We start from the raw sequence: 25,037 nt of genomic DNA, 5'->3' as shown, positions 1-25,037 counted from the left end.
AGCTTTTATATCCTGCAATTTATCTTTTTATTTTTCATGAAGTTTGTCATAATAAGAATATTGTCTCAGTTTTCTTATGCAAGGAGAGTTGTATTTATGTCGTTTTCGTGGAAACGTTTCTTACAAATTGGAAAAATTATTTTCCCATTTGTTGTCTTGACAATTGTATTCTTTCAAGCTCGAAAAGAATTGTCTGGTATTTCATTTCGAGAAGCAATTGAAACAATTAAAAACATTCCAACTGGAGGAGTCTTTTTAGCTATTACGCTCGGTGCATTTGCTGTTTCAACAATGTTCTTTTATGACTTTGTTATGCTCCGCTATTTAAAAGCAGATGTACCTATTCAAAAGATTTTCCGTGTTTCATGGACTGCCAACACTTTAAATGGATTTCTCGGCTTTGGTGGCCTTGTTGGAGCGGGCGTACGAACAATGTTATATCGGCCTCACGTAAAAGAGAATGGTAAACTTATCAAAAGTATCGCTTGGATGACAACCGCCTTTATTAACGGATTAGCTCTTCTCTCATTCCTCGGTCTTATCGGAATACTAGATACACGTTTTATTCTGCATGAAAAACCTTGGCTATGGCCTGTACTCGTCTTCTTTGCTCTTTTTGTACCGATATATATCGGGTTTTCTAAACTTAAAAATCGAAAACAAAAAAACGTAGACGGACAAGAAGAAGAGAAAAACCCAACCGTTTTATACTCCATTGTTTCTTTAGTGGAATGGCTATCTGCCGGTATCGTCATGTATGTTATTTTAATATTATTTGGAATTGAGATCGATTTTCGGAAGTTTTTAGGAGTTTATGTCATTGCGGCTTTAGCTGGCGTTGTTAGTCTTGTACCAGGTGGTCTTGGTTCATTTGATCTTGTCTTTTTGACTGGTTTAGGACAATACGGTATCGATACAGGCGTATTACTACCCGCTATGTTACTATACCGCCTTGTATACTATATTTTACCGTTTTGCCTCGGTTTAATTTTTGCAGCTTTTGAAATGACAGGAGCTGCACTGAAAAAAATTGAAGATAAGCCATTTATCGCACCTGCTTTAGAAACAACAGGTGTCATTTGGACATTGCAACGTGATTTTTTAGGGAAATTAGGATCATGGGCATCCGCTGCATTAACTGTTTTTGCTGGCTTAATGGTTATCTTATCAACCATTTTACCAACAAGCATAAACCGTGCTCACGCGTTACATATTTTAGCTCCAAAACATCTCATACAATTTTCTTTTAGTTTATCTTTAACCTTTGGTATCCTTCTTCTTATTCTGTCACGAGGGATTTATTACGGAACGAAACGCTCTTACTATATGACGATTGTTTCTTTAATTGGAGCAGCAATCTTTAACACATTAAAAGGAATTGATATTGAAGAAACCTTTATTTTATTAATTGTACTTGCCGTATTATATATGCTCCGTAAAAGATTTGTGCGTGAGAAAATGGAAGTATCGCTCTCTGATGTAGTCAAATTATTTATATTTTTACTACTAACATTATATTTGTACAAAAACCTAGGTATTTTATTTGCTGGAGCAAAAGAAGCTTTTAAACCAGATTTTGTTGTTCGTAACATTACCCAAGTAAAACGTAGCGCACTTGCAGCAGCTTTCTTTGTCCCAACCTTTTTACTTATCGGTTCCCTTATTGCAAATCGCTACCGTAGTGTATTTCCTGGGCAACCAGCAAACGATAAACGTTTGCAAAACTTCTTAGATGAATATGGCGGAAATGTACTAAGCCATTTAGGTTTTTTAGGAGATAAACAATTTTTCTTCAGTAGTGATGGAAAAGCACTTCTCTTATTTTCAACAACAGGAAAACGTCTTGTTATACTCGGTGATCCAATTGGGGATTCGTCTTCTTTCCGCATGGTACTACAAGAATTTCTAGCTGAAGCAGATCGCTTCGGATACATTTGTGTTTTCTATCAAATTGAAAGCAAATGGATGAGCTTATATCACGATTTTGGCTATAACTTCTTTAAACTTGGTGAAGAGGCTGTTGTTGATTTAAATACGTTTACTATATCAGGTAAAAAACGTGCTGGATTACGTGCAACTTTTAACCGTTTTGAGCGTGAAGGTTATACATTTTCCATTCATCAACCACCATTTTCAGACGAGTTATATGAGGAATTAAAAAAAGTTTCAGATGCTTGGCTTGGAGGAAAAAAAGAAAAAAGTTTTTCTCTTGGATACTTTGATCGTGACTATATAAATCGTGCTCCTATTGCAACTTTATCTGATGCTGAAGGAAAAATCATCGCATTTACAACCTTTATGCCTGTTTACCAAACTGGTGAACTTTCTGTTGATTTAATGCGCTATTACCCTGATGCACCTGGTGGAATTATGGATGCGATTTTTATCCATTTATTCCAATGGGCAAAAGAAAACGATTATCATTCTTTCAATATCGGTATGGCTCCGCTCTCTAATGTTGGTCTATCTACACAATCCTTCTGGTCCGAGCGCGTCGCTGCAGCCATTTTCAATAATGTTCGTTATACGTATAGTTTTAGTGGTTTACGGCACTTTAAAGAAAAGTATAAGCCTACGTGGAGCGGCAAATATTTAGCATTCCGAAAAAATCATTCCTTACCGATTACAATGCTTGCTGTAACAAAATTAATAGGAAAACGAAAAAGCAGCTAGCATCACTAGCTGCTTTTTCGTTTCTGAACTTGGAGGATAAACTCTTTTTCATACTTTTTTCCGTTTATATAAAATGTGCCCCATATTTTATATATTCCTTCTTCTGGGAAGGTAATACGATATTGCAATTGCTCTTCTTCATTTATAGGGACTGCATATAAAAAATGTTCTCGTTTTTCATCGACTATATAAAGTGCCCCCTGTTCTCCAGTGCCTGAGCTAAACTTCACCCTTTCTCCTTTTTTCATTTGCAATTGAAATGTCAATGTAGCTGCTTCATTTGGATGTAAAGCTCCAAATAAAAGCGACATTTGGTAATCGCCAATTTTTTTTGTAAGCACTGTGTCTTCTATTAAATTCTTTTGTTTCTTCTCTTTTTCCTCTTCCCCAAAGTTTTTCTTAGAAAAGGACTGTTCTGTTTTACCGTGATCCTCATATAAGAAAATCGTATAACCTTTATCTTTCATTCCGTTTAAAGACAGCTTATAAGAACCACTTCCAGCGAATGCAGGGTTTATTTGCTGGATTTCCTTGAACTGCTCATCTACAATAATAGCCCGAATACGATCATTTACTCCACGAATCTCATTGTTATTCTTATTAAACAGTTGAAAGGTAATATCTATTTCTTCATTTCCTTTTCTATTTTTTATCTCCCACTCTACTTCTCGAATGTCCCCTGCTGTTTCTGTTGTTCCTTTAAACTTTTGCATGTAGAATCCACCAGCCACAATAAGTAGTAAAGCAACTAGTCCAATGACAAGATTTTTCAAATCATCACCTGCCATACTTTTTATAAGTCGTGAAATAATTCGTACAACTATGCCTGTAAATAGAATATTGTTACAAAATTCATTCTATTTTTTCTATAAAAATCCTCTATAAAATAAAGGAAAGTTCTCACTTAAAGAAAAAATAACCATAAATCGGGAAACGAATAAAGAATTACTGAAAGCAGTGTATCTTGTATATACTACAAACAAGAAAAAGATTTTAATTGGTAGGATTCCTAGTGTATAATGCAGATGGTGTTAATTTATATCTATACATAACAAGGAGGATTTTTTATGAGCGTTCATATTGAAGCAAAACAAGGTGAAATTGCTGAATCTATTTTACTACCTGGCGATCCACTACGTGCGAAATATATTGCAGAAACATTTTTAGAGGACGTAACTTGCTATAACAACGTACGCGGCATGTTAGGATTCACTGGAACTTATAAAGGAAAGCGTGTCTCTGTTCAAGGGACAGGCATGGGTGTTCCATCTATCTCTATTTATGTTAACGAATTAATCCAAAGCTATGGAGTGAAAAATTTAATTCGCGTAGGTACATGTGGAGCGATTCAAAAAGATGTAAAAGTGCGTGACGTAATTATCGCAATGACGGCTTGTACAGACTCTAACATGAACCGTTTAACATTCCCTGGATTTGACTTTGCACCATCGGCAAACTTTGATCTTTTAAAGAAAGCATATGATGCTGGAACAGAAAAGGGATTACACGTTCGTGTTGGTAATGTTTTAACAGCCGATGTGTTCTACCGTGAGAGCATGGATATGGTGAAAAAACTTGGTGAATACGGTGTATTAGCTGTAGAAATGGAAACAACTGCACTTTATACATTAGCAGCGAAATACGGTGTAAATGCATTATCTGTATTAACAGTAAGTGATCACATTTTCACTGGAGAAGAAACAACATCTGAAGAACGTCAAACTACATTCAACGAAATGATTGAAATCGCTTTAGATGCTGCAATCCAACAATAATGCACAGGAGAACTTGTCATACGTCTGGCAGGTTCTTTTTTATCATTTCTAAATTAAATAATCACTTTATATGACTTTTTATAAAAAACTGCTCCAGATAGAGACAGATTTTCAGTCCCTACTGTCTATTATCGTTTGTTATAATAAAGAAAATATTTATGCGAGCACTCTTTTGTGAGGTGAAGAAGTGAAAAAAAGAAGTATTGTCTTTAAACTATTTTTATTAACATCAACATTATTTACGGTTACCTTCCTCCTTTTTTTTCTAGGACAATCATTATTTTTAGAAAAATTTTACATCAACAAAAAAGTTCAAACCGTTCAAACTGCTTTTGAAAAGTTTTTATCCAGTTACGAAAAGGGTGACAAGACATTTGAGGAAATAAGAAAACTCAAACAAGAATTTCATGAGAAAACAAACGCTGATGTCGTTTTATTAGATCCATATGGAATTATAAAAGATGAAAATAATTACTATATTGAAATTGTAGATGAAGCAAATAAAACCTATTCAATTCCACTCAACAACATTTTAACAAACGATGAATACACGAAATTTATGAATCTACAGTTAAAAGTGAATGATGTTCTTCTCATAGAAGGCATTTTAAAGAAAAATGTGATTATTCCTGTTACACTAACAAATCGCTATAATTCATGGCAAAATGATAATATCATTTCTGACTTTAAATTATTTAATATCGATTGGGGCGACTTAAAAAGAAACAGGTATACAAAACTTGGTATTCATAAATTTCAAGGTACTGTATCTAAAATACACCTACCTTCAAAAAATGACATTCGCCTTGCGAATAATTTGGAAACTTTACAAGGCGTTCAGCATTGGGAATTGTCTGTCATACTTGGTAAAACAAATTCAAATAAATTAACTACTTACCAAATAGGTGGAGACGATGAAGTCAAAAGTCAAATTTTTGTACAACCAGTTATTGAAAAAGGAGAAATTAAAGAATTTGCTTTCGCAATGACTTCCCTACAGCCCGTTAATGAAGCAATGCTCGTTTTAAAAGATTATTACGTTTATGCCTTAATTATCGTATTTCTTGTTATTATTTTATTTTCCTTTTATTATTCAAAAATCATTGTTAAACCGCTTATTAAAATGAATCGTGTTACAAAAAAAATGGCTAATTTTGATTTCACTGAAAAATTACCTGTTTCAGCAGATGATGAAATTGGCGGTTTGTCTAGCAGCATTAATACATTATCAGTAAACTTAAAAGACCGAATAGATCGATTAAACGTCGCAAATACAAAATTACAACAAGATATCGAACGAGAACGTCAATTAGAAAAAACGAGAAAGGAATTTATTTCTGGTGTATCTCATGAATTAAAAACACCACTGAGTGTGATTAGAAGCTTTGCAGAGGGGATTAAAGATGGCGTGAGCAAAGATACTACTTACTATACCGATGTTATTTTAGAAGAAACAGAAAACATGAACCGACTCATTGTTGAGATGCTAGAATTAGCCAAACTAGAATCGGGCACATATAAACTAGAAATGAATACTTTTTCACTTGGTGAACTCGTTCAACAAGTGTATACGAAGCTATTATTTAGTATGGAAGAGAAACAATTACAAGTAGAAATCAATGCAAACCCTTCTATATATGTTGAAGCGAATCGCAATCGTGTTGAGCAAGTTGTTGTGAATTTACTTAGCAACGCAATTCGCTATACACCTGATGGCAAAGAAATTTTTATTCGTGTCATCGAAAATGAAGAAAAAGTTAAAGTAGAAATTGAAAACACGGGTAACCCAATTCCAGATGAAAGTTTACAAAAAATCTGGGATCGCTTCTATCGTTTAGACGCTTCCCGTAGTCGTCATACTGGAGGAACTGGACTTGGCCTATCCATTGTCAGAAACATATTAGAACTTCATCATGCTGAATACGGCGTATACAATACCGATGATAGCGTCGTTTTTTATTTTGATTTACAAAAAGTAAAAGAAGTCAAATAATTTGTCTTAATTTCACGAGGAGTTCACATGAAATTCACACTCTCCCTTTATAGTAGTAACCAAGTTAATCCTTTCCTTTACACACATATAAAGAGGAGAGTGCGTGAAATGAAACAAGCAGGACAACCTATTCAAAATGAAAAACAATTAGAAAAAATCAAAAATATACTCTTACAATCTTCGAAACGTGATGGCTTACTATTCGTATTAGCTGTAAATTCCGGTCTAAAAGTAAGTGAGATTTTACAATTAAAAGTCGGTGATGTTATCGATGAAAATGAAAATGTTCGTCACTCCATTTTATTTTACAATGAAAAAGTAAAAAAACATAAATGGTTTGCTGTAAATGAAGACTTACAACATGCAATCGAAGATTATATGAGAGAACGTAAAACGTGGAAACGAAATGAACCTTTATTGAAATCACAAAAAGGAACAAAATCCATTACAAGACAGCATGCATGGTATATTTTAAACAAAGCTGCAAAAGAAGTTGGTTTAGAAGGGATTAGCTCACATACACTTCGTAAAACTTGGGGATATTGTGCATACAAATCGGGTGTTGATATTGCATTTTTACAACACTTTTTTGATCATAGCACCCCATCAAAAACTTTAAAGTATATCGGGATTGCATAAAAAAATATACATTCTTATACATAAAAAAGGTTACCAAGTTTAAAGCTGGTAACCTTTTTTATGTTTCATATTCTCTTTTCTTGTTTCTCCTATTTTGTAGTGGTACTCTAGTAATAAGGGGGAGAAATTATGAACACATTCACAATTGAATTACCAAAAGAAACTGCAGAAAAACTTGGATTGTTAACACAAGCCTATCAAAAGAAAACGGGTACTACAATTTCAGAAAGCACACTCGTTCAAACTCTTATTTCAAAAGAGTTTATTCAAGAAATAACTCCATTTGATTTACAACAATATGTAATTGAAAAAGAACAGCGCTAGAAGCTGTTCTTTTTCAATTTCTTCCCTCGCTGCGTACATAATCCATTATATATTCCCCTCTTTTTCTCACTTCTTACCTAGCCTCTTATTTTTATTTACGTATGCAAATTGAACTACCACCACCTACTTTCCTTGTTTCTCTCTGAACCTTGAGATGGAAATCTTACTGCCGATTAACGTGGGATAAAATATTTTTTTATTTTATTATTGAAAAACTATTGACATTGATAATGATAACCATTATCATTTATTATGAAGCCAACAATTGATGAATCAACCAAACGCTCAGTAACATTGTTACCCCTCTTTTTCATATAGAAAAACACTGTACATTCCCCCTGTTTGTACAGTGTTTTTCTTTTTATCCTGCTACTGTTCGTAAAAGTTCAATTGGTGAGGGGCAATAATCAGTGGCGGATCCCCTACTGATTAAGTTTCACTTTATATTTATTCAAATAAATTGAGCTGTTCCGGCTTTGGTTCTCCATATGGAATATTCATCATTTCCATGAGTTGCTTGGCATTATCCGCAGCATCCCCACCTGAATTATTGTTAAATAAAACATATATATTCTTCGTCTTCTTCTGTAATTTCTCTAATCGTTCCACCCATTCTTCAAGCTCTTTTTTATTGTAGCGATATAAGCAGCGAACTGCTCGCCAATTTTCCCCTTTATCAAGCCATCCATGAATATTGCGACCGTGGAATCGAATCAGCGTCATTTCTGAATCCGTTGCTTCTAATACAAGTGGAACAGAACCAATTCCAGCTTGTGGTTCATCACAAATCGTGTGAATCCACTTTTCTTGTTCTAAAAATTGTAATGTTTTATCATGCATATTCGGATGAAACCACGTTTGATTTCGAAACTCTATGGCACACGGCAATCCTTCCATTTTTTCTTTTGTATAACGAAGTAAATCTACATTTTTCTTCTGACAATCAAACCAAGGCGGATACTGAAATAATATCGTCTTTAATTTATACGCTTCTTGAAGGGGAACAATGGATTGTTTAAATATTTCAAACATCTCATCCATATTTGAAAATGGAATCTCTCCTTGCATATGTCCCGTCATCCCTTGATATGCTTTAACAACAAACGAAAAATCTTTTGGCGTTTCACCAGCCCATTTCATATAATTACGAACTGGTTGCATAGCATAAAACGAACTATCGACTTCAACAATAGGAAAATACTCACTATATGTTCGCAATTTATTTCTATTTTCATAGGAACCTGTATATAAAGAATCGTGATCTCCCCATCCTGTTAATCCAATAGAAATCACTCTTACCCCTCCTTATCTCATTTCTATTAATCAGTACATACCTAATTAAAGAAAACACTCCAGCCTACTGAACAAAGTTTCAATTTTCTTCAAGAGCATCTTTATAAAATATGATATACTAAATGGAAGAATTTTTAAATTGAGGAGTTATTTATGTATGGTTCAAGAGAATACTACTTTATCTCATGAAAAGCAAATAAAAGAATTAGAAAAAAAAGTACAGTTTTATGGGCAGTTGGTGAATCAATTACCACATCATTTTACATACAAAAACTCACAACTAGGTTTACAGTTACATAAAAAAGGAACTTCCCATTCCATTACTCACATACCAAAAGAAGATATAGAATCCAGCTTTGTGCTAACTTGTGATTCCTTATTTCTATTTGAGCAACTCGAAAAACATTTTATCCATATTTTTGATGCATTTTCACATCATGTCACTTTCATTGACAATAAGGGCATTATCACATTATGCAACCAATCCGCAGCAGAGGATTTTGGCATATTGCGAAACGATATAATTGGCAAACCAATTCAAAAGTTATTAAACTTACCAGAAGAAAAAATTAAAGCTTTAGAAACATTAAGAAGCGGAAAAGAAATTTACAACGAAGAGGTATTAGATACAAACTATGGTATTTCTAACAATCGCATTATTCGTGATTATAATGGGGATATTTTCCGTGTGATTAGCGTCTTTCATTATTTAAATACCGAGCGCGATGCTGAAAAACTTGCATTAGCCGGTCGAATTGCAGCTGGAATTGCACATGAAGTTCGTAATCCACTTACAACAGTACGTGGTTATTTGCAATTTTTACAAGAAAGTGTTTCACCTTCTAATAAAGAACTTTTTCAAAACCTGCTCATTCCTGAATTAGATCGTGCAAATAGTATCATCACTAAATTTTTATCTATTTCAAAAGCACACGAATTTAAAAGAGAGCCATTTCCCATCAATACTTTTTTACGTGAATATATCCAACAACTACTAGCTAGCGAAGTATTTTTGCATAACATTTCTATTGAATATAATTTATCCTCTGATTTAGAAGACATATTAGTGAATATTGATCGATATGAGCTCGTTCAAGTTTTCCTAAACTTATTTCAAAATGCTGTGGATGCAAAAAGTGATAAACCTTTATCCATTCAAATCACTAGTCATCGCTTAGATAATTTTGCTCGCATTACTTTCCAAGATAACGGAACCGGTATCCCCCCAGCGATTCAAGAATATATATTTGATCCATTCTTCTCTACAAAAGATGCAGGAACTGGACTCGGATTATCCGTAACAAAAAAAATCATTCAAAATCACAATGGAACTTTAAAAGTTTCTAGTAAGGAAAATGGTACAACTTTTATCATCTCAATTCCGTTAACAACAAAAAACGTGGACTTATAGTATTTTCCTAAAAGTAAAGAGAAACTTCCATCAGTGGGGATGAAACCCCACTGATATAATTAAGTAAATATATTCAAAATATACGATTTATTAACTTCCAGCATAGGACCGAAGTTCTTCACTAATCTGTACCCCAACCAACATGTATTATAATTCTCTTTCATGGGAAGTATTATAAAACTTCATTAGGCTCACGTTCTCTTCAACTCTTCCATTTATTTCGACATATCAATATAACCGCTCTAGCTGTAAGCGTACGCTTAAACAATGGCTCTTCCTCTATTCCACAGTAAGAAATAACTAGCGACTATCCATTCTATATATATTCATTTTGATTTTCCGACATATAAGTCACGGCTATGAAAATAAAAAGAGATTCCCACTCGTTTTCTCCTTTTGGTTTCACACGGCATAGGGCTAAAAAAAGGAACTCATCGCTTCTATGCATGGACGGATACTCTCTCCCACCTAAAAGGAAAGGTTTTATCTCGTTTTTTCAATCTGTCTATATGTGAAATACTTAATCTCCTTCTTTACGTTTCTTTACTTCAAATTTACTCTAGCTTAATGCTTATTTTGTATGATAGATACTGAAGACGATGATATGAAAGAGGGATGAAAATGAAAATCTTATTACCAATTCGCTTTTGGATCGCTCTTATGTCATGCATCATTTTATGTTCAGGACTCTTTTTAACTTTAGAATACACTTCTACATCAAAAGCAGCAGAGAACAGTAGTATAGCACCATATAAGCTGCTATATGCAACGCCAAATGCAGTACCCCAATTATCTTCCTCATCTCAAGAAAAAAGAGTTATCAAAGGAATGATGATTACAGAAGCTTCTTCTCCTCATGATCTGGGTCGGATTGCAAAAAAGATTAAAGAACAATATGAGAATCAGAAAATCGATGAAATCATATTATCCATTCACAATAAAAATACTGGAAGATACGAAGAAGACCTACCTTATGAGCCACTCAGTAAAGGGACAATTTCGATTACTTACAATTCACAATCTCATTCCAAGGCAACTGTTCGTCTCACTGAATAGTACTCACCTGTTGAAAAAACTTTCATTTCATAAAAAATCGAGGTCACTGAAAAACGTACGTTTTTCAGTGACCTTTTAATCATTCACCTTTTTATTATTTTACCAAAATGGAATCCACTCTTTTACTTTATCCATCCACTCATTCTGTTGCTCTCTTCTCAGTTTTTCTTCTTCTTTTCTTCTTTTTTCTTCTTCAATTGTCTTTAATTGTTTTGAATAGTCAGCTTCTGAGATAAGGGACAACTGAAATGCTTTTTGAGCGGAATTTCCGGCAGCCTTTTTCATAATATCTCGAAACATTGTCGTTGTAATTTGACTACCACCTGGAACATAATGTTCGCTATCGGTTTTATCATATCCAACCCAAATTGCGCCAACAAGATCCGGAGTATAGCCAACAAACCATGAGTCTTTCGCTCCACTGCTTGGACCATCTATAAGCTGAGTGGTTCCTGTTTTACCAGCAGTATCAATATTTTTCACCTTTGCTTTTTCGCCCGTTCCTTTTTCAACAACGCCTTTTAATAAATACGTCATTTTTTGAGCAATCTTCTCACTCGTTACACGAGTTTCTTTTTTATACCATTTCCCTACTATCTCTCCCTCAGCATTCTGTATTTCACGAATTGCATGTCCTTCAATTTGTACTCCATCATTTGCCAATGTTGCATAAGCCTGGGCCATTACAAAGGGAGAGGTTCCATTATGCATTCCTCCTAGAGCGATAGGGAGAGTGCGGTCTTCCTCCTGCAAAGGAATACCGAAACGCTCTAATGACTTCAAACCTTTTTCTAATCCAATTTGTTCTAACAGCCAAACAGCTGAGACATTATAAGACCTTGCAACTGCTTCATACATAGTAACATCCCCATGAAAAGTATGATCACTATTTTGAGGCGTATAATCCTTTATACTAAGTGGCTCATCTTTTAAAACATCATACACTTCATAACCTTGCTCTAGTGCTGGTACATATACTGCAAGAGGTTTTAATGTTGAACCTGGTTGTCTTTTTAACTGCGTTGCATGATTAAATTGTAGAAATTGATACGTCCCCCTCCCTCCAACTAATGCTGGAACACCACCAGTTTTTGGATCCATGAGCACAATACCTGTTTGCAATAACTGATCTGAACTACTTCCTTTAAAGTAGCTATCATTATTCACAACATCTTCTACCGCTTGTTGCTTTTTCGGATCGAGTTCTGTATAAATACGATATCCACCAGCTAAAATTTCATTTTGTGTCAATTCATATTTCTCCATTGCCTCTCGAACAATATAATCGACATACTGTGAATATTTCCCTTTGTATTTATCATCAACGCCTCGACGTAAAGTAAGGCCTGTTTCTTTTTCTTTTTTATATTGATCTTCTGTAATATATCCTTGCTCTTTCATTAAAGCTAAAACAACATTACGTCTTTCAATTGATTTATTAAAATTTTTATATGGTGAATAGGTTGATGGTGCCTTAATTAATCCCGCTATTGTCGCAGCTTCTGCTATTGTTAATTCTTTTACTTCTTTATCGAAATATGATTTCGCTGCTTTTTTTATCCCCCAAGCCCCTTCACCAAAATAAATTTGGTTCATATACATTTCAATAATTTCATCTTTTGTATACGCACGCTCTATCTTCTTCGTCAAAAAATACTCTTTAAATTTCCGTGAAAATGTACGTTCTTGTGTTAAAAATACATTTTTCGCAAGCTGTTGTGTAATTGTACTGCCACCAGCAACTACTTCTCCCGCCGTAATATTTTTTAACATAGCACTCATAATCCCACTATAGTCAATACCATGATGGCTAAAAAACTCTTTGTCTTCTACTGCTACAATCGCTTGAACCATAATATCAGGAATATCTTTTCTTTTAACTCCTTCCGCCTTGGAAGAAGATAACTTTGCTGCCACTTCTTTATTTGCATCATAAATAAGTGTTGGCTGTGGAACAGCCTGTTTTAATGCAGATATGTCTTGAATGGAGATTATTATATTTACTACAATAAATAGGGCAACGAAAAAACCACCAAAAACGTATAATGTATTGCGCAGTTTCTTCCTCCTGTTGAACCACTCAAGCATTTTCTTGAAATGAGTGTTGTTCAATTTCATTTATTCACTTCCTTCATTTGTTTACACTTTCGTTAGAAAAAGGAAGAAACTCCCTCCTTTTAAATTTATTATAATAACGTAGTAGTTCGCCAAGTGTAAAGTATTTCTTTCACATTCATACTTTTTACAAGAAAAGGACATTCTACAAGTAAGATATTCATTATTGATTATTAATATTATTAATACATCAACGTGAGTTATGTTAAGTTTTTGTAAACTTTTCGATAAAATGTTTTAAAAACCGACAGTTTTTTGTTAGAATTGACTAGCCAATATATTTTACATATATTACTTTTGTGGGGGTAACAATAATGGTCTTTAAATCTAAAAAAGATAAATTTTCTGAAATGTTAATGAATGTTTCCGAAAATTTAAAAGAAGGCGCGCAATTTTTCGTGGAGTATAAAATTAAAAATGCTAGCGATTTAAAAGAATTTTCTATGCGCATGAAAGAATACGAGTCAAAAGGTGACTCATTTATTCACGAAATCATTATGGAGCTAAACAAAGCGTTTATTACTCCTATCGAACGTGAAGACATCCTGCAACTTGCAATGAGCATGGATGATGTACTAGACGGATTAGATCACAGTGCAGGTTTATTCGAAATGTATTCTATTACAGAGGCAGATGAATACATGATTAAATTTGTGGAAGCAATCAATCAATGTGCGATTGAGATTGCAAATTCCGTTGAACTTATGTCGGATAAGAAATTAGTAGACATTCGCACAAATGCAATTAAAATTAAGGATTACGAATCACAGTGTGATGATATCCGTCGTCATGCGATTAAACACTTATTCTCTCGTGAAAAAGATCCAATTAAGATCATCCAGTACAAAGAGATTTATGAAGAGCTAGAGGAAGTTGCTGATAGCTGTCAAAGCGTTGCAAACGTATTAGAAACAATTATTATGAAGAACGCGTAAGGAGTTTGATCATGGATACACTCTTAATACTGACTGTTTTAGTAGTCATTTGCGCTTTAGCGTTTGACTTTATCAATGGATTTCACGATACAGCAAACGCTATTGCAACGGCTGTTTCAACGAAAGCTCTAAAGCCTAGACATGCAATTATTATGGCAGCTATCATGAACTTTTTAGGTGCAATGACATTTACAGGTGTAGCAAAAACGATAACAAAAGATATCGTTGACCCATTTGCCTTACCAAATGGTTCTCTTGTAATTTTAGCTGCTTTGCTTGCGGCAATAGCTTGGAATTTGATCACTTGGTACTATGGTATTCCAAGTAGTTCTTCGCATGCAATCATTGGCTCAATCGCAGGTGCAGCAATTGCTGCTGCTGGTTTTAGCTCGTTAAATTTTAAAGGGTTCATAAAAATTCTTGAAGCTTTAATTATTTCACCAATCGTCGCTTTTGTTATTGGTTACATCGTATATAGTATTTTTAAAGTGGTCTTTAAAAACTTTAACTTAACGAAAACGAACAAGAACTTCCGTATATTCCAGATTTTCACTGCAGCATTACAAGCTTTTACACATGGTACGAATGATGCACAAAAAGCAATGGGAATCATTACGATGGCTCTTATGGCAAATAACTATCACACTTCTAGCGATATCCCGTTCTGGGTACAATTATCTTGCGCACTCGCAATGGGTCTTGGTACTTCCGTCGGTGGATGGAAAATTATTAAAACTGTCGGTGGACAAATTATGAAAATTCGTCCTGTAAATGGTGTAGCTGCCGATTTATCATCATCACTTGTTATTTTCGGAGCAACATTCATTCACTTACCGGTTAGTACGACGCACGTTATCTCTTCTTCTATTTTAGGGGTTGGTGCTTCTCACCGTGTGAAAGGTGTAAAATGGGGAACTGCAAAGCGCATGTTAATTACATGGGTGATTACACTTCCAATTTCAGCTTCTTTAGCTGCTTTATTCTACTACCTATTACATTTAATTTTCTAATTAAAAGTCGTCTTCCTTATTTTTCTAGGAAGACGACTTTTTTGTGAACAATCTTATTTCTTTTCAAAAAGCGTGTATAATGAGTGTTGTATTAGTTATACAGAGGAGTTGGCAATTTTGGAATACATCATGTTACTTTTTATTGGATTAATCGCAGGAACAGTCGGAAGTCTAGTAGGACTTGGTGGGGGAATTATCATCGTTCCTTTACTGATTGGACTGCATAGTTTATCACCTCAGCTCGCAGTTGGAACATCAATTGTGACCGTAGTCTTCACTGGTCTCTCCTCTACTCTTACTTATATGAAACATAAGCGAGTAGATTATAAAAGTGGACTTATTTTATTTATAGGAAGCGGTCCTGGGGGCATCATTGGATCGTGGGCAAACAAATTTTTGAATCAGGATTCTTTCTCTTTATACTTTGGAATTTTTCTTATTTTTGTATCTATCCTTCTCATGTTACGTGATAAATTGAAACCTCTTTCCCTCTCAAATGCAACTGTTATTAAACGTTCTTTCACAGATGCTGAAGGTAATACTGTTCATTATCAATTCCCACCGTTTCTTTCGATTATTATCGCATTTGTAGTTGGTTTCATATCTGGATTATTTGGAATTGGTGGCGGGGCATTACTCGTTCCCGCAATGATGCTTCTTTTTGCATTCCCTGCACAAATTGCTGTTGCAACTTCCATGTTTATTGTCTTTTTATCAGCAATTGTAAGTTCTTTGACTCATATTTCTCTTGGAAATGTTAACTGGATTTATGCATTAATTCTTATTCCAGGCGCTTGGATTGGTGGAAAAATTGGGGCTTTCGTTAATACAAAATTAAGCGGTAATGCAATTATTAATTTATTACGTATTACATTGATCATTCTTGGAACTAGATTAATTATTACTTCATTTCTATAACGCGTTCTTTTTAGAATGCGTTTTTTATACGCAAGAATATAAAAATGTTCCTAACACAACACATAATACTGCGCACACACACAACAATATTAAGTTTGAAATATGTAGATTATTCAAGTTGATCACTCCTATAGCTGCGACTGTTATCCCTATAATAGCGAAAAAACAGACACTTTGCCTTTACAATGTGCTAACAATGCAAAATCAATTATTACAAATTTTATCTATTTATTACATAAATTCGTATAATCTATCGATTCAACAAAAAAAGATGTCATATTGACATCTTTCTAATGAAGGAGTGACCACCCCATAAAATCTTCATGCACTTGACGTGCTCGTTTATCATTTCTATTATACAATTCAGCGTAGCTATCCGTTTCTTCATCATAAGCCATTGTATAAATAATTTGACCTTCTATTTCAACTGATAGAACAACTCCACCCTTCATCTCTTCCACATGTATGACGGCATTAGCTGGAATTCTCATATCAGTCATCTTCGCATCTAACAATATATTAAACCCCCTACAGCGTATTTATTGCTAGTACTATTACACACTAAATAGTATACTACTGTAATAGCATACATTTCGTCAATACAATTGCTGTTTTGTAGGCTTTTCTTCTTTTTAATATGTATAACATATATCAGTAAAATGAACAAATAGGAACACTTAAAAGAGGTGCTAACATTGATTCTACATAAAGGGGATATATTATTTCGTCAAGGTGAAGAAGGGCCTTTATACTTTATTAAAACAGGTCTATTGAAAGTCGTTCGATTACAAGAAGATGGAACACCATTTTTATTTAACATTATCGTTCCTGGTGAGACAATCCCTCACCACTCTTTAATTTCACCGAAAGAGTATCATGGTACAGCAATTGCTTTAATTAAAACAGAGGTCGAACCTATTATAGGAACTACATGGTACGAAAAATTACAAGCGAATCCAGAATTATATGCGAATGTCGCTCTGCAGCTACAAACAAAATTACGTATGATGCAACAGCGAATCGATCAATTAACAACTGTTTCTCCAAAAGAACGTCTACATCGTTTGCAAGAGTGGTTCTCACTGTATTTAGATGGAATTCCTATCTATGAGATCTTAACACAAACAGAAATTGGACAACTTATCGGCGTACGCCGTGAAACAGTAAATCGCTTGTTACGAGAACAAATAAAAAACGAGGCGAACTAACACCTCGTTTTTTATGTGCTTTATGCTAAGCTTGCTGCCGGTCCGAAAAATTCATAATGAATGTGTTCAGGTGAAACTTCCCATTCTACTAAAGCCTTATTAATATGCTTCATAAATGATACCGGGCCGCAGAAATAAAAGTCCGCTTCATTTGTAGGAATAATTGATTGTAACCAATCTAAATCAACAAAACCTTCTTTATCAAAGTTTTTCGCTTGTAAATCTTGTTCTGTTGGTGAAGAGTAACAAGTGTATGCTTCTACTTGTTCATAATCTTTCTCTATCTCCTGCACGTGCTCTTTCATCGCATGCACGTTGCTATTTAATGCTGCATGAATAAAGTATACCTTTCGATTTGAAGTTTGCTTAACCAATGTATTTAACATGCTCATCATTGGCGTGATACCTACACCACCACTAATTAATACAACTGGTAAGTTTGAATCCATATTTAATACAAAGTCCCCTGCCGGTGCACTTAGTGGCAATATATCTCCCTCTTGAACATAATCGTGTAAATAATTAGATATCTTTCCATCCGGTGTCTCTGCAGCTGTCTCCCGTTTTACACTAATACGATAGTAGCCTTTTCCAGGAGCGTCCGATAAACTATATTGACGATTATGTGTATACGTTTCACCGTTTATATTTATTTGAACCGTTACATACTGACCTGGTAAGAATGACGATAACTCCTCTCCATCTTCTGGTTTTAAATAGAACGATGTAATCACATCGCTTTCTTTCTCTTTCTTCACAACGACAAAGTTACGGAAATCTTTCCAACCGCCTTCTTTTTTTGCCGCTTCTTCATACATTTCTGCTTCGATGCTAATAAACGCATCCGCAATTACGCCATACGCTTCTCCCCAAGCATCTAACACTTCTTGTGGTGCTTCTGCAACCTCTTTAATTGCTTGTAGTAAACATTTTCCGACAATTGAATAGTGTTCTGCTTTAATTCCTAAACTTCTATGTTTATGACCAATTTGTTTTACAACAGGAATAATAGTTTCTAAATTATCAATATACGTTGCTGCTGCATACACTGCACTTGCTAATGCCTGTTGCTGTCTTCCTATTTTCTGGTTTGTATGATTAAAAATATTTAATAATTCAGGATGTTCCGAGAACATAATTTGATAAAATCTCGTTGTAATTTCAACACCTTTTTCTTGTAATAATGGTACTGTTGATTTTACAATTTCAATTGTTTTTTCACTTAACATTATATCCCACTCCTCTATTTCCTTGTATATTGTTATTGTAAACGAAGCCAAAATGGAAAGTTGTGATTTTAATCACTATAAACATGGTGTTTTTGTGAAAAATGTATGAACGATTTAAATTTGACTTTCATTACGTACACTAGTGAGACACTAATTTAATACTCATCTTCAATGCTTTCCTATCTTTCCCAAAAGAAACAAAGCTAACCAATATCTTAGCTAGCTTATTACTAAGTTTGCAAAATTTGTTCAATCACTTTTATATCTTTTCCATTTCCAAACTCTGTATATCCCCATATATTTGTTTCACCCGTATATTTATTTACTAAAATATCCAAGTCGTGATAAACACGATGAGCATACACTACATATTCAATCTTCCGAACTTCTATGCCCTTTTTCAATATCTCATAGCTTCTCCTTACATCCCGCTTTATCTTTTCATCCTTTATTTCCCTATGTATATCTTTTAAAGACGGTTCTTGTTTTTGAAACCACTGTACGAGATGGTTCCAATCCCCTTCCGTATATCTCTCAGCCTTTCCATAATTTAAGAGATTGTTATAATCTTCGTGTGTCGTGCGGATGAATTGCAATACTTTTTTCTTTTCTTGCACATCTTCTACTTGCGGCAGTGCAGATATTCCAACAGGTTTACTTGCATAATGTAACAATACTCTCATTAAACTATAACTTGTAATGCCCATCACAATCACAATTCCAAGTATCGCCCACACTCTCTTCATACACCAAACTCCTTTTCTACCATGAATGTTACATCTATTTCTATATGCCGTTATATTTGTAACATTCTCTTGTAGAAGCAAAATTCCTGTATAAATTCTTCTGACCATTTCGACACTGTTTTTCTACACATTTCGCTGTGGCAAATATTCTTGTAAAATTGCATATCCTTCATAAGCAGTGTAACCAAGTATCGCAAGTAAACCAATATAATAAGCAAACACCGTCCACCTTGTTTTAGCATCTACTTTATAATAATCTTCTTGTTGTTTCTTTTCTTTTCCCCATTCGTTCATTTTTCTTTCTGAGACTTCTAAAGCTTCTCTTATCCGAATGAAATATTCTTCTTTTTCATCTTCATATGGTACATAGTCAAGCGGTTCAAATTTTGGTAATACGTACTCCAACACTTCAATCTTTTGACGCTCTCCTACTTCTAGTTGCTTCTCTTTTTCTTTTTGTTTTAACAGCTTCATTTCATGATGGATCATATAGAGCGTTCGGTGAACAGCTTCTGTTTCCTCTAGTTCTTCTTGAAGTTTCGCAAGATAAACTCTCATCACATCTACTTTATATCCTAATTCTTCAATTGGTTTATTTCGCTTCATCACCCGATAGAGCTCCATACAACCGATTATAAAGATGAACCCACCCATAATACTCTTAAAGAAAATAGAATATCCAAGTAATACAGCGAGACCTAGCATCCAAATTTTTGTACTTACAACAGAAATAATTCGTCCCCCGTCTAGCGGAGAAACTGGAATCAAGTTAAAAAAGTTCAACATACTTCCAAGTAAAATAACAAGAGCCCAAAATGGTTCCTTTGTTATCATATAGAGCGGAATTGCTGGTAAAAATGATAACAGACCAAAAAGAGGGCCCATATAAGCAAGGTAAGCCTCATCCTTTGCGTTTTTTGGCATCTCTTTCATTCCAATAAGAGCACCCATAAACGGAATAAAGATTGCTGGAGACGTAGGTATACCTTTTCGTTTCGCTGCCCACAAATGTCCCATTTCATGAACAAAAAGCAGATAAATCAGTGCTACACCAAATTTCCATCCATATATAGCCGCATATGCCCCAAGTGATAATAGCATACTAAATACTGTTGAAAATTTTGCGAGTTTAAAAATCGCAAATACCCATTTCAACTTAGAAAGCAAAAATATGCCTACGGCCGCTACAATTCCCCATAATCCTTTTGTATTATTTTTCATACCTCTCTCCTTCCTCTTTCTTTTTCTCTATTATGCCATATTTTTTTCTTTTATTGGAAATCACGTTTATTTCATCCAATTTTAGCCAAAACTAATAACGAAAGGAGGTAGAAAAAAATGACATTACAATCTTTCATGATTAGCACTCTTTCCTTTTTAGCTTCGTCACTAATCTTTTATACCGTTGGCTACGTCTTACTATTAGATTTGTTACCAAAGCATCTATTTATTATTCTTATTATTCTTTCTGCTCTTATGATTTCCTATCTTATTACACGAAAATCACTAAATGAGCTATCTACAAAAACAAAATAATAGAGTGAACCTTTTCGGTTCACTCTATTATCATTTCCTAGGAAAGAGTTTCGCTATCTTTGTAAATTCATTTTTTCACCATAATCTTTTACAATTTGAATAATATTTTGAAATGCACCTACTTTTTCTTTTTTATGATTCAATACTTGTAGATCATAATTATCATAGTAAGTTTCTAATGCTTTTATTTGAGAAGCTGATGCATTCTCTATTGGTACAACAATATTCACTTCATATTGTTTATATCCCTCTTTCACTTTCTCGCCTTTCATGATTTCACTTGTTGTCTTTCCAATCACTTGTTGTACTTTAGCAGGAAAAGTCAACTGAAAATAGTATTCTCTTTCTTTTTCCAATATTTTATATAAATAATCCGAAATCGTATAAAATACTGTATAATTTATGTTCTTTTCATTTGTTTTAATGTGAAAAGCAGTAATTTGCAAATCCTTTTTTGTCACTTCTGTTAATACATTCACTTTTGTATCATCACTTGTTGATTCCGGAGCTAATGGAAGTATAGATAAAAGTTGTTCCGTATCAGATTTTGTAAGCATATACGTACCTTTTTCATCTTGTAACCACCCTTTCCGATCTTCTCCTCTTAACCATGCGCGATATGTTTTCTTCTTTCCGTTGTTCTCAATTTGAATTTCGTACTCTGGCTCTCCAAAACTCCCTGTTATTTGTTGTTTTTCAGCCTTATTAATAATATTTACTACTTTTTTTGCTTCCTCTTGTTTTAAAATCTTTTCGATTTTTCCTTTCTGCATAATTGTTACTTGTATACTTTCCTGCATAGAATTCACCGTCTCTTCTACTTGTTTTTTCTCCTTTTTTTGTTCAACTTGGCTACACGATACTAATAAAAAAATGAATACCATTAACAAACATTTTCTGCTCACTCCAAATCCTCCTATCTAGAACAATAAGAAAAGCTTATTGTTACCCAAAATGAAACAAAAACGTTATGTATGTTGAAATGAGATATAATAAACACGAAGGGGGGTTTTCATATGTCTATTAACTTTCATGACGCGAATAATAAGTACACCTACGCTACACGGAATGCAGATCTTTCTTGGCGCCAAATGATCCAAAGTATAATTAATGTAAGCGATAAAAATATAGTCGATATTGGCTGCGGTGGTGGTATTTATACGAAAGAACTAGCTCTTATGGGAGCTAGCAATGTCGTTGGTTTCGATTTTTCCGAAAAGATGTTGCAAGCAGCAACAAAAAATTGCACTTCCTTCCAAAACATCTCATTCGTTCACGGTGATGCCCAGCATATGCCGTTTACTAATGAAACTTTTGATATTGTGATTTCCCGTGCTGTTATCCATCATTTACAAGACATCCCGAAATTTTTGCAAGAAGCCTCACGTATCTTAAAGAAAGATGGAATGCTTATTCTTCAAGATCGCACCATCGAAGATTGTACGATTCCAGGAAGCCTAGAACATATTCGTGGATATTTTTTCTCCATCTATCCTAAGCTCATTCAAATAGAGGAAAAGCGAAGACCAAAAGCAACGCATATACAGGAATTAATAGCACAAAACGGCATGCACCCACTTCCACTTCAAACAATGTGGGAAATACGAAAAATCCATGATTCCATCGAAGCACTACTACAAGATTTATCACCACGAACAGGTCGATCTATTTTATACGAGTTAACGGATAATGAACTTTCTCAGCTTCTGCATCATATTCATACTAAGCTACACAACATAGCTCCAATTATCGAACAAGATCGCTGGACCATTTGGAGTGCCACAAAATCTGAAGAAAGCCCCACATAATTTTGTGAGGCTTCTTTCATAACCTAATTTTGCAACACTCTTGATATCCTCCACTTCTGGCCTGTGCACTTCCACACTTGGAACATACTAAATATCTAGATTGACTTGTCAACAAACTTCCTTTTTGAAAGAGTAACACTTCTGCTTGTTTAAAAGAACGCGCATAATATAACCATATGAAACCACAAATTACTATAATTCCAAACAATACACCCATCGCAAGCATTTCCGTCACCTCTTTTTGGTTTGTTCTTTCCAGCAAGTGGATTGTAGTATTATTCTCTATCGATAAAAAAGATTCCTGCTTTCTCATTTAAATTGTCATATTTCTCAAAAAACTTTACATTCCCTTTATATTTTTACGTACTTTTTACAAAAGATTCCCTCTCACTCCTCATACAATAAAGTGAAACTTTAATCACCCTTCACCAATCGAACTTTTACAGACCTCTCATCACCTATCTAACCGCTTAATTTTGAGATGGAAATGCTACTGTCCGCAAATAGCGTGATAAAAATCTACAACCTAAAATAAGTTTAATAGAGGAGTGTTAATATGAACTATTTTCTATTACTCCCTTTTCTTATCCAACTGATTTTTTCCTCTCCATTCTATCCTTCTCCACCTATCGACGTATCCGTGCAAATTCTTGGACTCAATGACTTTCACGGCCAATTAAATACCACTTCAACATTGCATAGTAAAGCTGTAGGACGCGCTGATTACCTAGCTGCTTATATTCAATCCTACCGCGATAAGAACCCCCTAACACCTTACTTGTTCATACAGGAGATGTGATTGGCGGGAGCCCTCCGATTTCAGCACTGTTTCATGATGAACCAACGATGGAATTTTTAAATCATCTTCAATTTGATGTTGGCACAATAGGGAACCATGAATTTGATAAAGGGCCTACTGTTCTGCAACAACTAATTAATGGTGAACTCACTACACAAAAAAATTCGTTTTCAGGTAGTTCATTTCCTTATGTATGCGCCAATGTGTTAGATAGTAGTACGAAACAGCCACTCTTCTCTCCTTATACAATTAAATGGATTGATGGTATTCCAATTGCCTTCATTGGTGTCGTTACAAAAGATACTCCATTTCTAACCATGCATACGAATATGTCCTCTATCTTCTTTTTGGATGAAGCTTCTTCCATTAATTTCTATGTACAGCAACTACAAAAGAAAGGGATTCATGCATTTGTTATTCTTGCCCACCTTGGTGGTAGTACAATAGACGGTAACACAAACGGAGCTTTAGCTGATTTAGCAAATCAGCTAGATACTGACGTTGATATTATATTCGGTGGGCACAGCCACTCCTATATAAATGGAAAGGTAAACGGAAAACTACTTGTGCAAGCATACTCATATGGAAAAGCCTTTTCAAGCGTAACTGCTACATTAAATCGTCAAACAAAAGATATTACGAAGAAAGATGCAACAATTGTCCCAGTCTATCAACATACACTTTCTCCTGATTTACATACAAAAAGCTGGATTGATTCCTACACCACAAAAATTCAATCTAAAGTAGATGAACAACTGGGCGTAACCGAATATGAGTTAACACGAGATCAAAATGAACACGGTGAATCAAAATTGGGAACTTTTCTTGCGATAGCTCAGCGTCAAACTATGCAAGCAGATATTTCTTTCGTAAATCCTGGAACCATCCGCCATAATTTAAAAAAAGGGATCATTACATGGGAAGATTCTTTCCTGATACAGCCATTTGGTAATAAGTTAATCAAAATGGATTTATCAGGAAAAGATATCCGAAATATTTTACAAGAGCAATGGAAAGAGGAAACTCGTATGCTACAAACTTCAGGTATTCGCTATACTTGGAAAAATAGCATCACCCAATCTATTTTCTTAGAGGATGGAACACCATTACGAGATGATCAAACATACTCCGTTGTAGTCAATTCTTTTTTAGCAAATGGAGGAGATAAATTTATAACATTTCAATCGGGAAAAAATCGTACGGAAGGCCCGACAGATCAGGAAGCTTTTGCAGATTATATCCGGTCCATCTCTCATATAGATGCACTTTCTCAAAACTTTATTCAAAAAAACTATTGACTTTATAAAAAAAACATGTGAAAATACTGTCAGAATACTTGAACAAAATTCATTGAAGAGAACGAGTACGTTATAGGGCTGTTCCCCAGAGAGTTGGCATTTTGCTGAAAGCCAATGTTCAGTACGTAACCGAAAATCATCTCCGAGAAGTAGAACCGAACGATGTAGTAAGTTCTTACCGGTCGTCCCCCGTTACAAGGAACACGTATCATGTTGTACGTTGTAAAGCCGCATACATATAGATGTATTTCTACATGTATGAACTAGGGTG

The 25,037-nt window shown here is 34.6% G+C and carries 22 protein-coding genes, 1 pseudogene and 1 other annotated feature (1 of these 24 cut by a window edge); of the genes and pseudogenes, 14 read left to right on the top strand and 9 right to left on the bottom strand.

Translation table 11 applies throughout. From position 1 onward, the window contains the following. Nucleotides 1-96 precede the first annotated feature (96 nt). Nucleotides 97-2,673 (top strand): bifunctional lysylphosphatidylglycerol flippase/synthetase MprF, encoded by a 2,577-nt coding sequence (gene mprF / locus HRG09_RS04690; RefSeq protein WP_174099589.1) that lies wholly within the window; start codon nt 97-99, stop codon nt 2,671-2,673. A gap of 5 nt (nt 2,674-2,678) precedes the next feature. On the opposite strand, the gene HRG09_RS04685 is transcribed toward mprF, so the two are convergent. Beyond that, the gene (locus HRG09_RS04685) at nt 2,679-3,461 is read right to left on the bottom strand and encodes a hypothetical protein (RefSeq protein WP_174099588.1); all 783 of its coding nucleotides are present in this window, start codon (nt 3,459-3,461) and stop codon (nt 2,679-2,681) included. A gap of 279 nt (nt 3,462-3,740) precedes the next feature. On the opposite strand from HRG09_RS04685, the gene deoD reads away from it, so the two are divergent. From deoD to HRG09_RS04665, 4 genes are all read left to right on the top strand, one after another. Then, nucleotides 3,741-4,448, top strand: coding sequence for a purine-nucleoside phosphorylase (gene deoD / locus HRG09_RS04680; RefSeq protein ID WP_174099587.1), 708 nt, complete (start codon nt 3,741-3,743; stop codon nt 4,446-4,448). Nucleotides 4,449-4,635: 187 nt separating this feature from the next. Then, the gene (locus tag HRG09_RS04675) at nt 4,636-6,441 is read left to right on the top strand and encodes a sensor histidine kinase (RefSeq protein ID WP_174099586.1); all 1,806 of its coding nucleotides are present in this window, start codon (nt 4,636-4,638) and stop codon (nt 6,439-6,441) included. 108 nt (nt 6,442-6,549) lie between these two features. Then, nucleotides 6,550-7,080 carry a tyrosine-type recombinase/integrase gene (locus tag HRG09_RS04670; RefSeq protein ID WP_018764243.1) on the top strand — a complete coding sequence of 177 codons (531 nt, stop codon included), beginning with the start codon at nt 6,550-6,552 and terminating at the stop codon, nt 7,078-7,080. A gap of 129 nt (nt 7,081-7,209) precedes the next feature. Continuing rightward, nucleotides 7,210-7,404, top strand: a complete 195-nt coding sequence (locus HRG09_RS04665) for a DUF3924 family protein (RefSeq protein ID WP_174099585.1) — start codon at nt 7,210-7,212, stop codon at nt 7,402-7,404. A 447-nt stretch (nt 7,405-7,851) separates the two neighbouring features. On the opposite strand, the gene HRG09_RS04660 is transcribed toward HRG09_RS04665, so the two are convergent. Further along, nucleotides 7,852-8,697, bottom strand: a complete 846-nt coding sequence (locus tag HRG09_RS04660) for a DUF72 domain-containing protein (RefSeq protein ID WP_174099584.1) — start codon at nt 8,695-8,697, stop codon at nt 7,852-7,854. A gap of 157 nt (nt 8,698-8,854) precedes the next feature. Between HRG09_RS04660 and HRG09_RS04655 the strand changes: the two genes are divergently transcribed. Both HRG09_RS04655 and HRG09_RS04650 read left to right on the top strand, forming a co-directional pair. Next, nucleotides 8,855-10,108 carry an ATP-binding protein gene (locus HRG09_RS04655; protein ID WP_174099583.1) on the top strand — a complete coding sequence of 418 codons (1,254 nt, stop codon included), beginning with the start codon at nt 8,855-8,857 and terminating at the stop codon, nt 10,106-10,108. A 621-nt stretch (nt 10,109-10,729) separates the two neighbouring features. Continuing rightward, nucleotides 10,730-11,164, top strand: coding sequence for a hypothetical protein (locus HRG09_RS04650; protein ID WP_174099582.1), 435 nt, complete (start codon nt 10,730-10,732; stop codon nt 11,162-11,164). A 99-nt stretch (nt 11,165-11,263) separates the two neighbouring features. Here HRG09_RS04650 and HRG09_RS04645 read toward each other — a convergent pair whose 3' ends face one another. Next, on the bottom strand, nt 11,264-13,282 hold the full coding sequence (locus HRG09_RS04645; RefSeq protein ID WP_174099581.1) for a transglycosylase domain-containing protein: 2,019 nt from the start codon (nt 13,280-13,282) through the stop codon (nt 11,264-11,266). 311 nt (nt 13,283-13,593) lie between these two features. Here HRG09_RS04645 and HRG09_RS04640 point away from each other — a divergent pair, with 311 nt between their 5' ends. The 3 genes from HRG09_RS04640 (at nt 13,594) to HRG09_RS04630 (ending at nt 16,142) form a co-directional block, all read left to right on the top strand. Further along, nucleotides 13,594-14,214 carry a DUF47 domain-containing protein gene (locus HRG09_RS04640; RefSeq protein WP_174099580.1) on the top strand — a complete coding sequence of 207 codons (621 nt, stop codon included), beginning with the start codon at nt 13,594-13,596 and terminating at the stop codon, nt 14,212-14,214. 11 nt (nt 14,215-14,225) lie between these two features. Continuing rightward, on the top strand, nt 14,226-15,224 hold the full coding sequence (locus HRG09_RS04635) for an inorganic phosphate transporter (RefSeq protein ID WP_174099579.1): 999 nt from the start codon (nt 14,226-14,228) through the stop codon (nt 15,222-15,224). Nucleotides 15,225-15,341: 117 nt separating this feature from the next. After that, nucleotides 15,342-16,142 (top strand): sulfite exporter TauE/SafE family protein, encoded by an 801-nt coding sequence (locus HRG09_RS04630; protein ID WP_174099578.1) that lies wholly within the window; start codon nt 15,342-15,344, stop codon nt 16,140-16,142. A 290-nt stretch (nt 16,143-16,432) separates the two neighbouring features. Here HRG09_RS04630 and HRG09_RS04625 read toward each other — a convergent pair whose 3' ends face one another. Further along, nucleotides 16,433-16,657, bottom strand: a complete 225-nt coding sequence (locus tag HRG09_RS04625; RefSeq protein WP_174099577.1) for a hypothetical protein — start codon at nt 16,655-16,657, stop codon at nt 16,433-16,435. A gap of 180 nt (nt 16,658-16,837) precedes the next feature. Here HRG09_RS04625 and HRG09_RS04620 point away from each other — a divergent pair, with 180 nt between their 5' ends. Then, nucleotides 16,838-17,350, top strand: coding sequence for a Crp/Fnr family transcriptional regulator (locus HRG09_RS04620; protein ID WP_174099576.1), 513 nt, complete (start codon nt 16,838-16,840; stop codon nt 17,348-17,350). A gap of 20 nt (nt 17,351-17,370) precedes the next feature. Here the strand turns inward: HRG09_RS04620 and hmpA are convergent, their stop codons facing one another. The 3 genes from hmpA to HRG09_RS04605 all read right to left on the bottom strand — a co-directional run bounded on the left by hmpA (nt 17,371) and on the right by HRG09_RS04605 (nt 20,546). Then, complete coding sequence (hmpA, locus tag HRG09_RS04615) at nt 17,371-18,579, bottom strand: NO-inducible flavohemoprotein (RefSeq protein WP_174099575.1); 1,209 nt, start codon at nt 18,577-18,579, stop codon at nt 17,371-17,373. 230 nt (nt 18,580-18,809) lie between these two features. Beyond that, nucleotides 18,810-19,325, bottom strand: coding sequence for a hypothetical protein (locus tag HRG09_RS04610; protein WP_174099574.1), 516 nt, complete (start codon nt 19,323-19,325; stop codon nt 18,810-18,812). 123 nt (nt 19,326-19,448) lie between these two features. Then, nucleotides 19,449-20,546, bottom strand: a complete 1,098-nt coding sequence (locus HRG09_RS04605) for a site-2 protease family protein (protein ID WP_174099573.1) — start codon at nt 20,544-20,546, stop codon at nt 19,449-19,451. 117 nt (nt 20,547-20,663) lie between these two features. Here HRG09_RS04605 and HRG09_RS04600 point away from each other — a divergent pair, with 117 nt between their 5' ends. After that, nucleotides 20,664-20,861, top strand: a complete 198-nt coding sequence (locus HRG09_RS04600) for a hypothetical protein (RefSeq protein WP_174099572.1) — start codon at nt 20,664-20,666, stop codon at nt 20,859-20,861. A 53-nt stretch (nt 20,862-20,914) separates the two neighbouring features. Here the strand turns inward: HRG09_RS04600 and HRG09_RS04595 are convergent, their stop codons facing one another. Then, nucleotides 20,915-21,745 carry a YhfM domain-containing protein gene (locus HRG09_RS04595; RefSeq protein WP_217447927.1) on the bottom strand — a complete coding sequence of 277 codons (831 nt, stop codon included), beginning with the start codon at nt 21,743-21,745 and terminating at the stop codon, nt 20,915-20,917. A gap of 132 nt (nt 21,746-21,877) precedes the next feature. Here HRG09_RS04595 and HRG09_RS04590 point away from each other — a divergent pair, with 132 nt between their 5' ends. Beyond that, on the top strand, nt 21,878-22,669 hold the full coding sequence (locus HRG09_RS04590; protein WP_174099570.1) for a class I SAM-dependent methyltransferase: 792 nt from the start codon (nt 21,878-21,880) through the stop codon (nt 22,667-22,669). A gap of 16 nt (nt 22,670-22,685) precedes the next feature. Here HRG09_RS04590 and HRG09_RS04585 read toward each other — a convergent pair whose 3' ends face one another. After that, a complete protein-coding gene (locus tag HRG09_RS04585) occupies nt 22,686-22,895 on the bottom strand; it encodes a hypothetical protein (protein WP_174099683.1) in 210 nt (69 codons plus the stop codon). Nucleotides 22,896-23,225: 330 nt separating this feature from the next. Here HRG09_RS04585 and HRG09_RS04580 point away from each other — a divergent pair. Beyond that, nucleotides 23,226-24,766, top strand: a pseudogene (locus HRG09_RS04580) (bifunctional metallophosphatase/5'-nucleotidase). Between the two features lie 43 nt (nt 24,767-24,809). Then, nucleotides 24,810-25,037, top strand: a binding site (T-box leader); it runs 31 nt beyond the window's last position.

Source organism: Bacillus sp. Xin1 (genome assembly GCF_013314535.1).
Classification (GTDB): domain Bacteria; phylum Bacillota; class Bacilli; order Bacillales; family Bacillaceae_G; genus Bacillus_A.
Note: the sequence above shows the minus strand (reverse complement) of the source record. Positions and strands in the feature narration are given on the sequence as shown.

Coding starts and splice junctions, on each gene's coding strand:
- mprF (WP_174099589.1), top strand. CDS start 97: ATGTCGTTTTCGTGGAAACGTTTCTTACAAATTGGAAAAATTATTTTC.
- HRG09_RS04685 (WP_174099588.1), bottom strand. CDS start 3,461: ATGGCAGGTGATGATTTGAAAAATCTTGTCATTGGACTAGTTGCTTTA.
- deoD (WP_174099587.1), top strand. CDS start 3,741: ATGAGCGTTCATATTGAAGCAAAACAAGGTGAAATTGCTGAATCTATT.
- HRG09_RS04670 (WP_018764243.1), top strand. CDS start 6,550: ATGAAACAAGCAGGACAACCTATTCAAAATGAAAAACAATTAGAAAAA.
- HRG09_RS04665 (WP_174099585.1), top strand. CDS start 7,210: ATGAACACATTCACAATTGAATTACCAAAAGAAACTGCAGAAAAACTT.
- HRG09_RS04655 (WP_174099583.1), top strand. CDS start 8,855: ATGGTTCAAGAGAATACTACTTTATCTCATGAAAAGCAAATAAAAGAA.
- HRG09_RS04650 (WP_174099582.1), top strand. CDS start 10,730: ATGAAAATCTTATTACCAATTCGCTTTTGGATCGCTCTTATGTCATGC.
- HRG09_RS04645 (WP_174099581.1), bottom strand. CDS start 13,282: ATGAAATTGAACAACACTCATTTCAAGAAAATGCTTGAGTGGTTCAAC.
- HRG09_RS04640 (WP_174099580.1), top strand. CDS start 13,594: ATGGTCTTTAAATCTAAAAAAGATAAATTTTCTGAAATGTTAATGAAT.
- HRG09_RS04635 (WP_174099579.1), top strand. CDS start 14,226: ATGGATACACTCTTAATACTGACTGTTTTAGTAGTCATTTGCGCTTTA.
- hmpA (WP_174099575.1), bottom strand. CDS start 18,579: ATGTTAAGTGAAAAAACAATTGAAATTGTAAAATCAACAGTACCATTA.
- HRG09_RS04610 (WP_174099574.1), bottom strand. CDS start 19,325: ATGAAGAGAGTGTGGGCGATACTTGGAATTGTGATTGTGATGGGCATT.
- HRG09_RS04605 (WP_174099573.1), bottom strand. CDS start 20,546: ATGAAAAATAATACAAAAGGATTATGGGGAATTGTAGCGGCCGTAGGC.
- HRG09_RS04600 (WP_174099572.1), top strand. CDS start 20,664: ATGACATTACAATCTTTCATGATTAGCACTCTTTCCTTTTTAGCTTCG.
- HRG09_RS04595 (WP_217447927.1), bottom strand. CDS start 21,745: ATGGTATTCATTTTTTTATTAGTATCGTGTAGCCAAGTTGAACAAAAA.
- HRG09_RS04590 (WP_174099570.1), top strand. CDS start 21,878: ATGTCTATTAACTTTCATGACGCGAATAATAAGTACACCTACGCTACA.
- HRG09_RS04585 (WP_174099683.1), bottom strand. CDS start 22,895: ATGCTTGCGATGGGTGTATTGTTTGGAATTATAGTAATTTGTGGTTTC.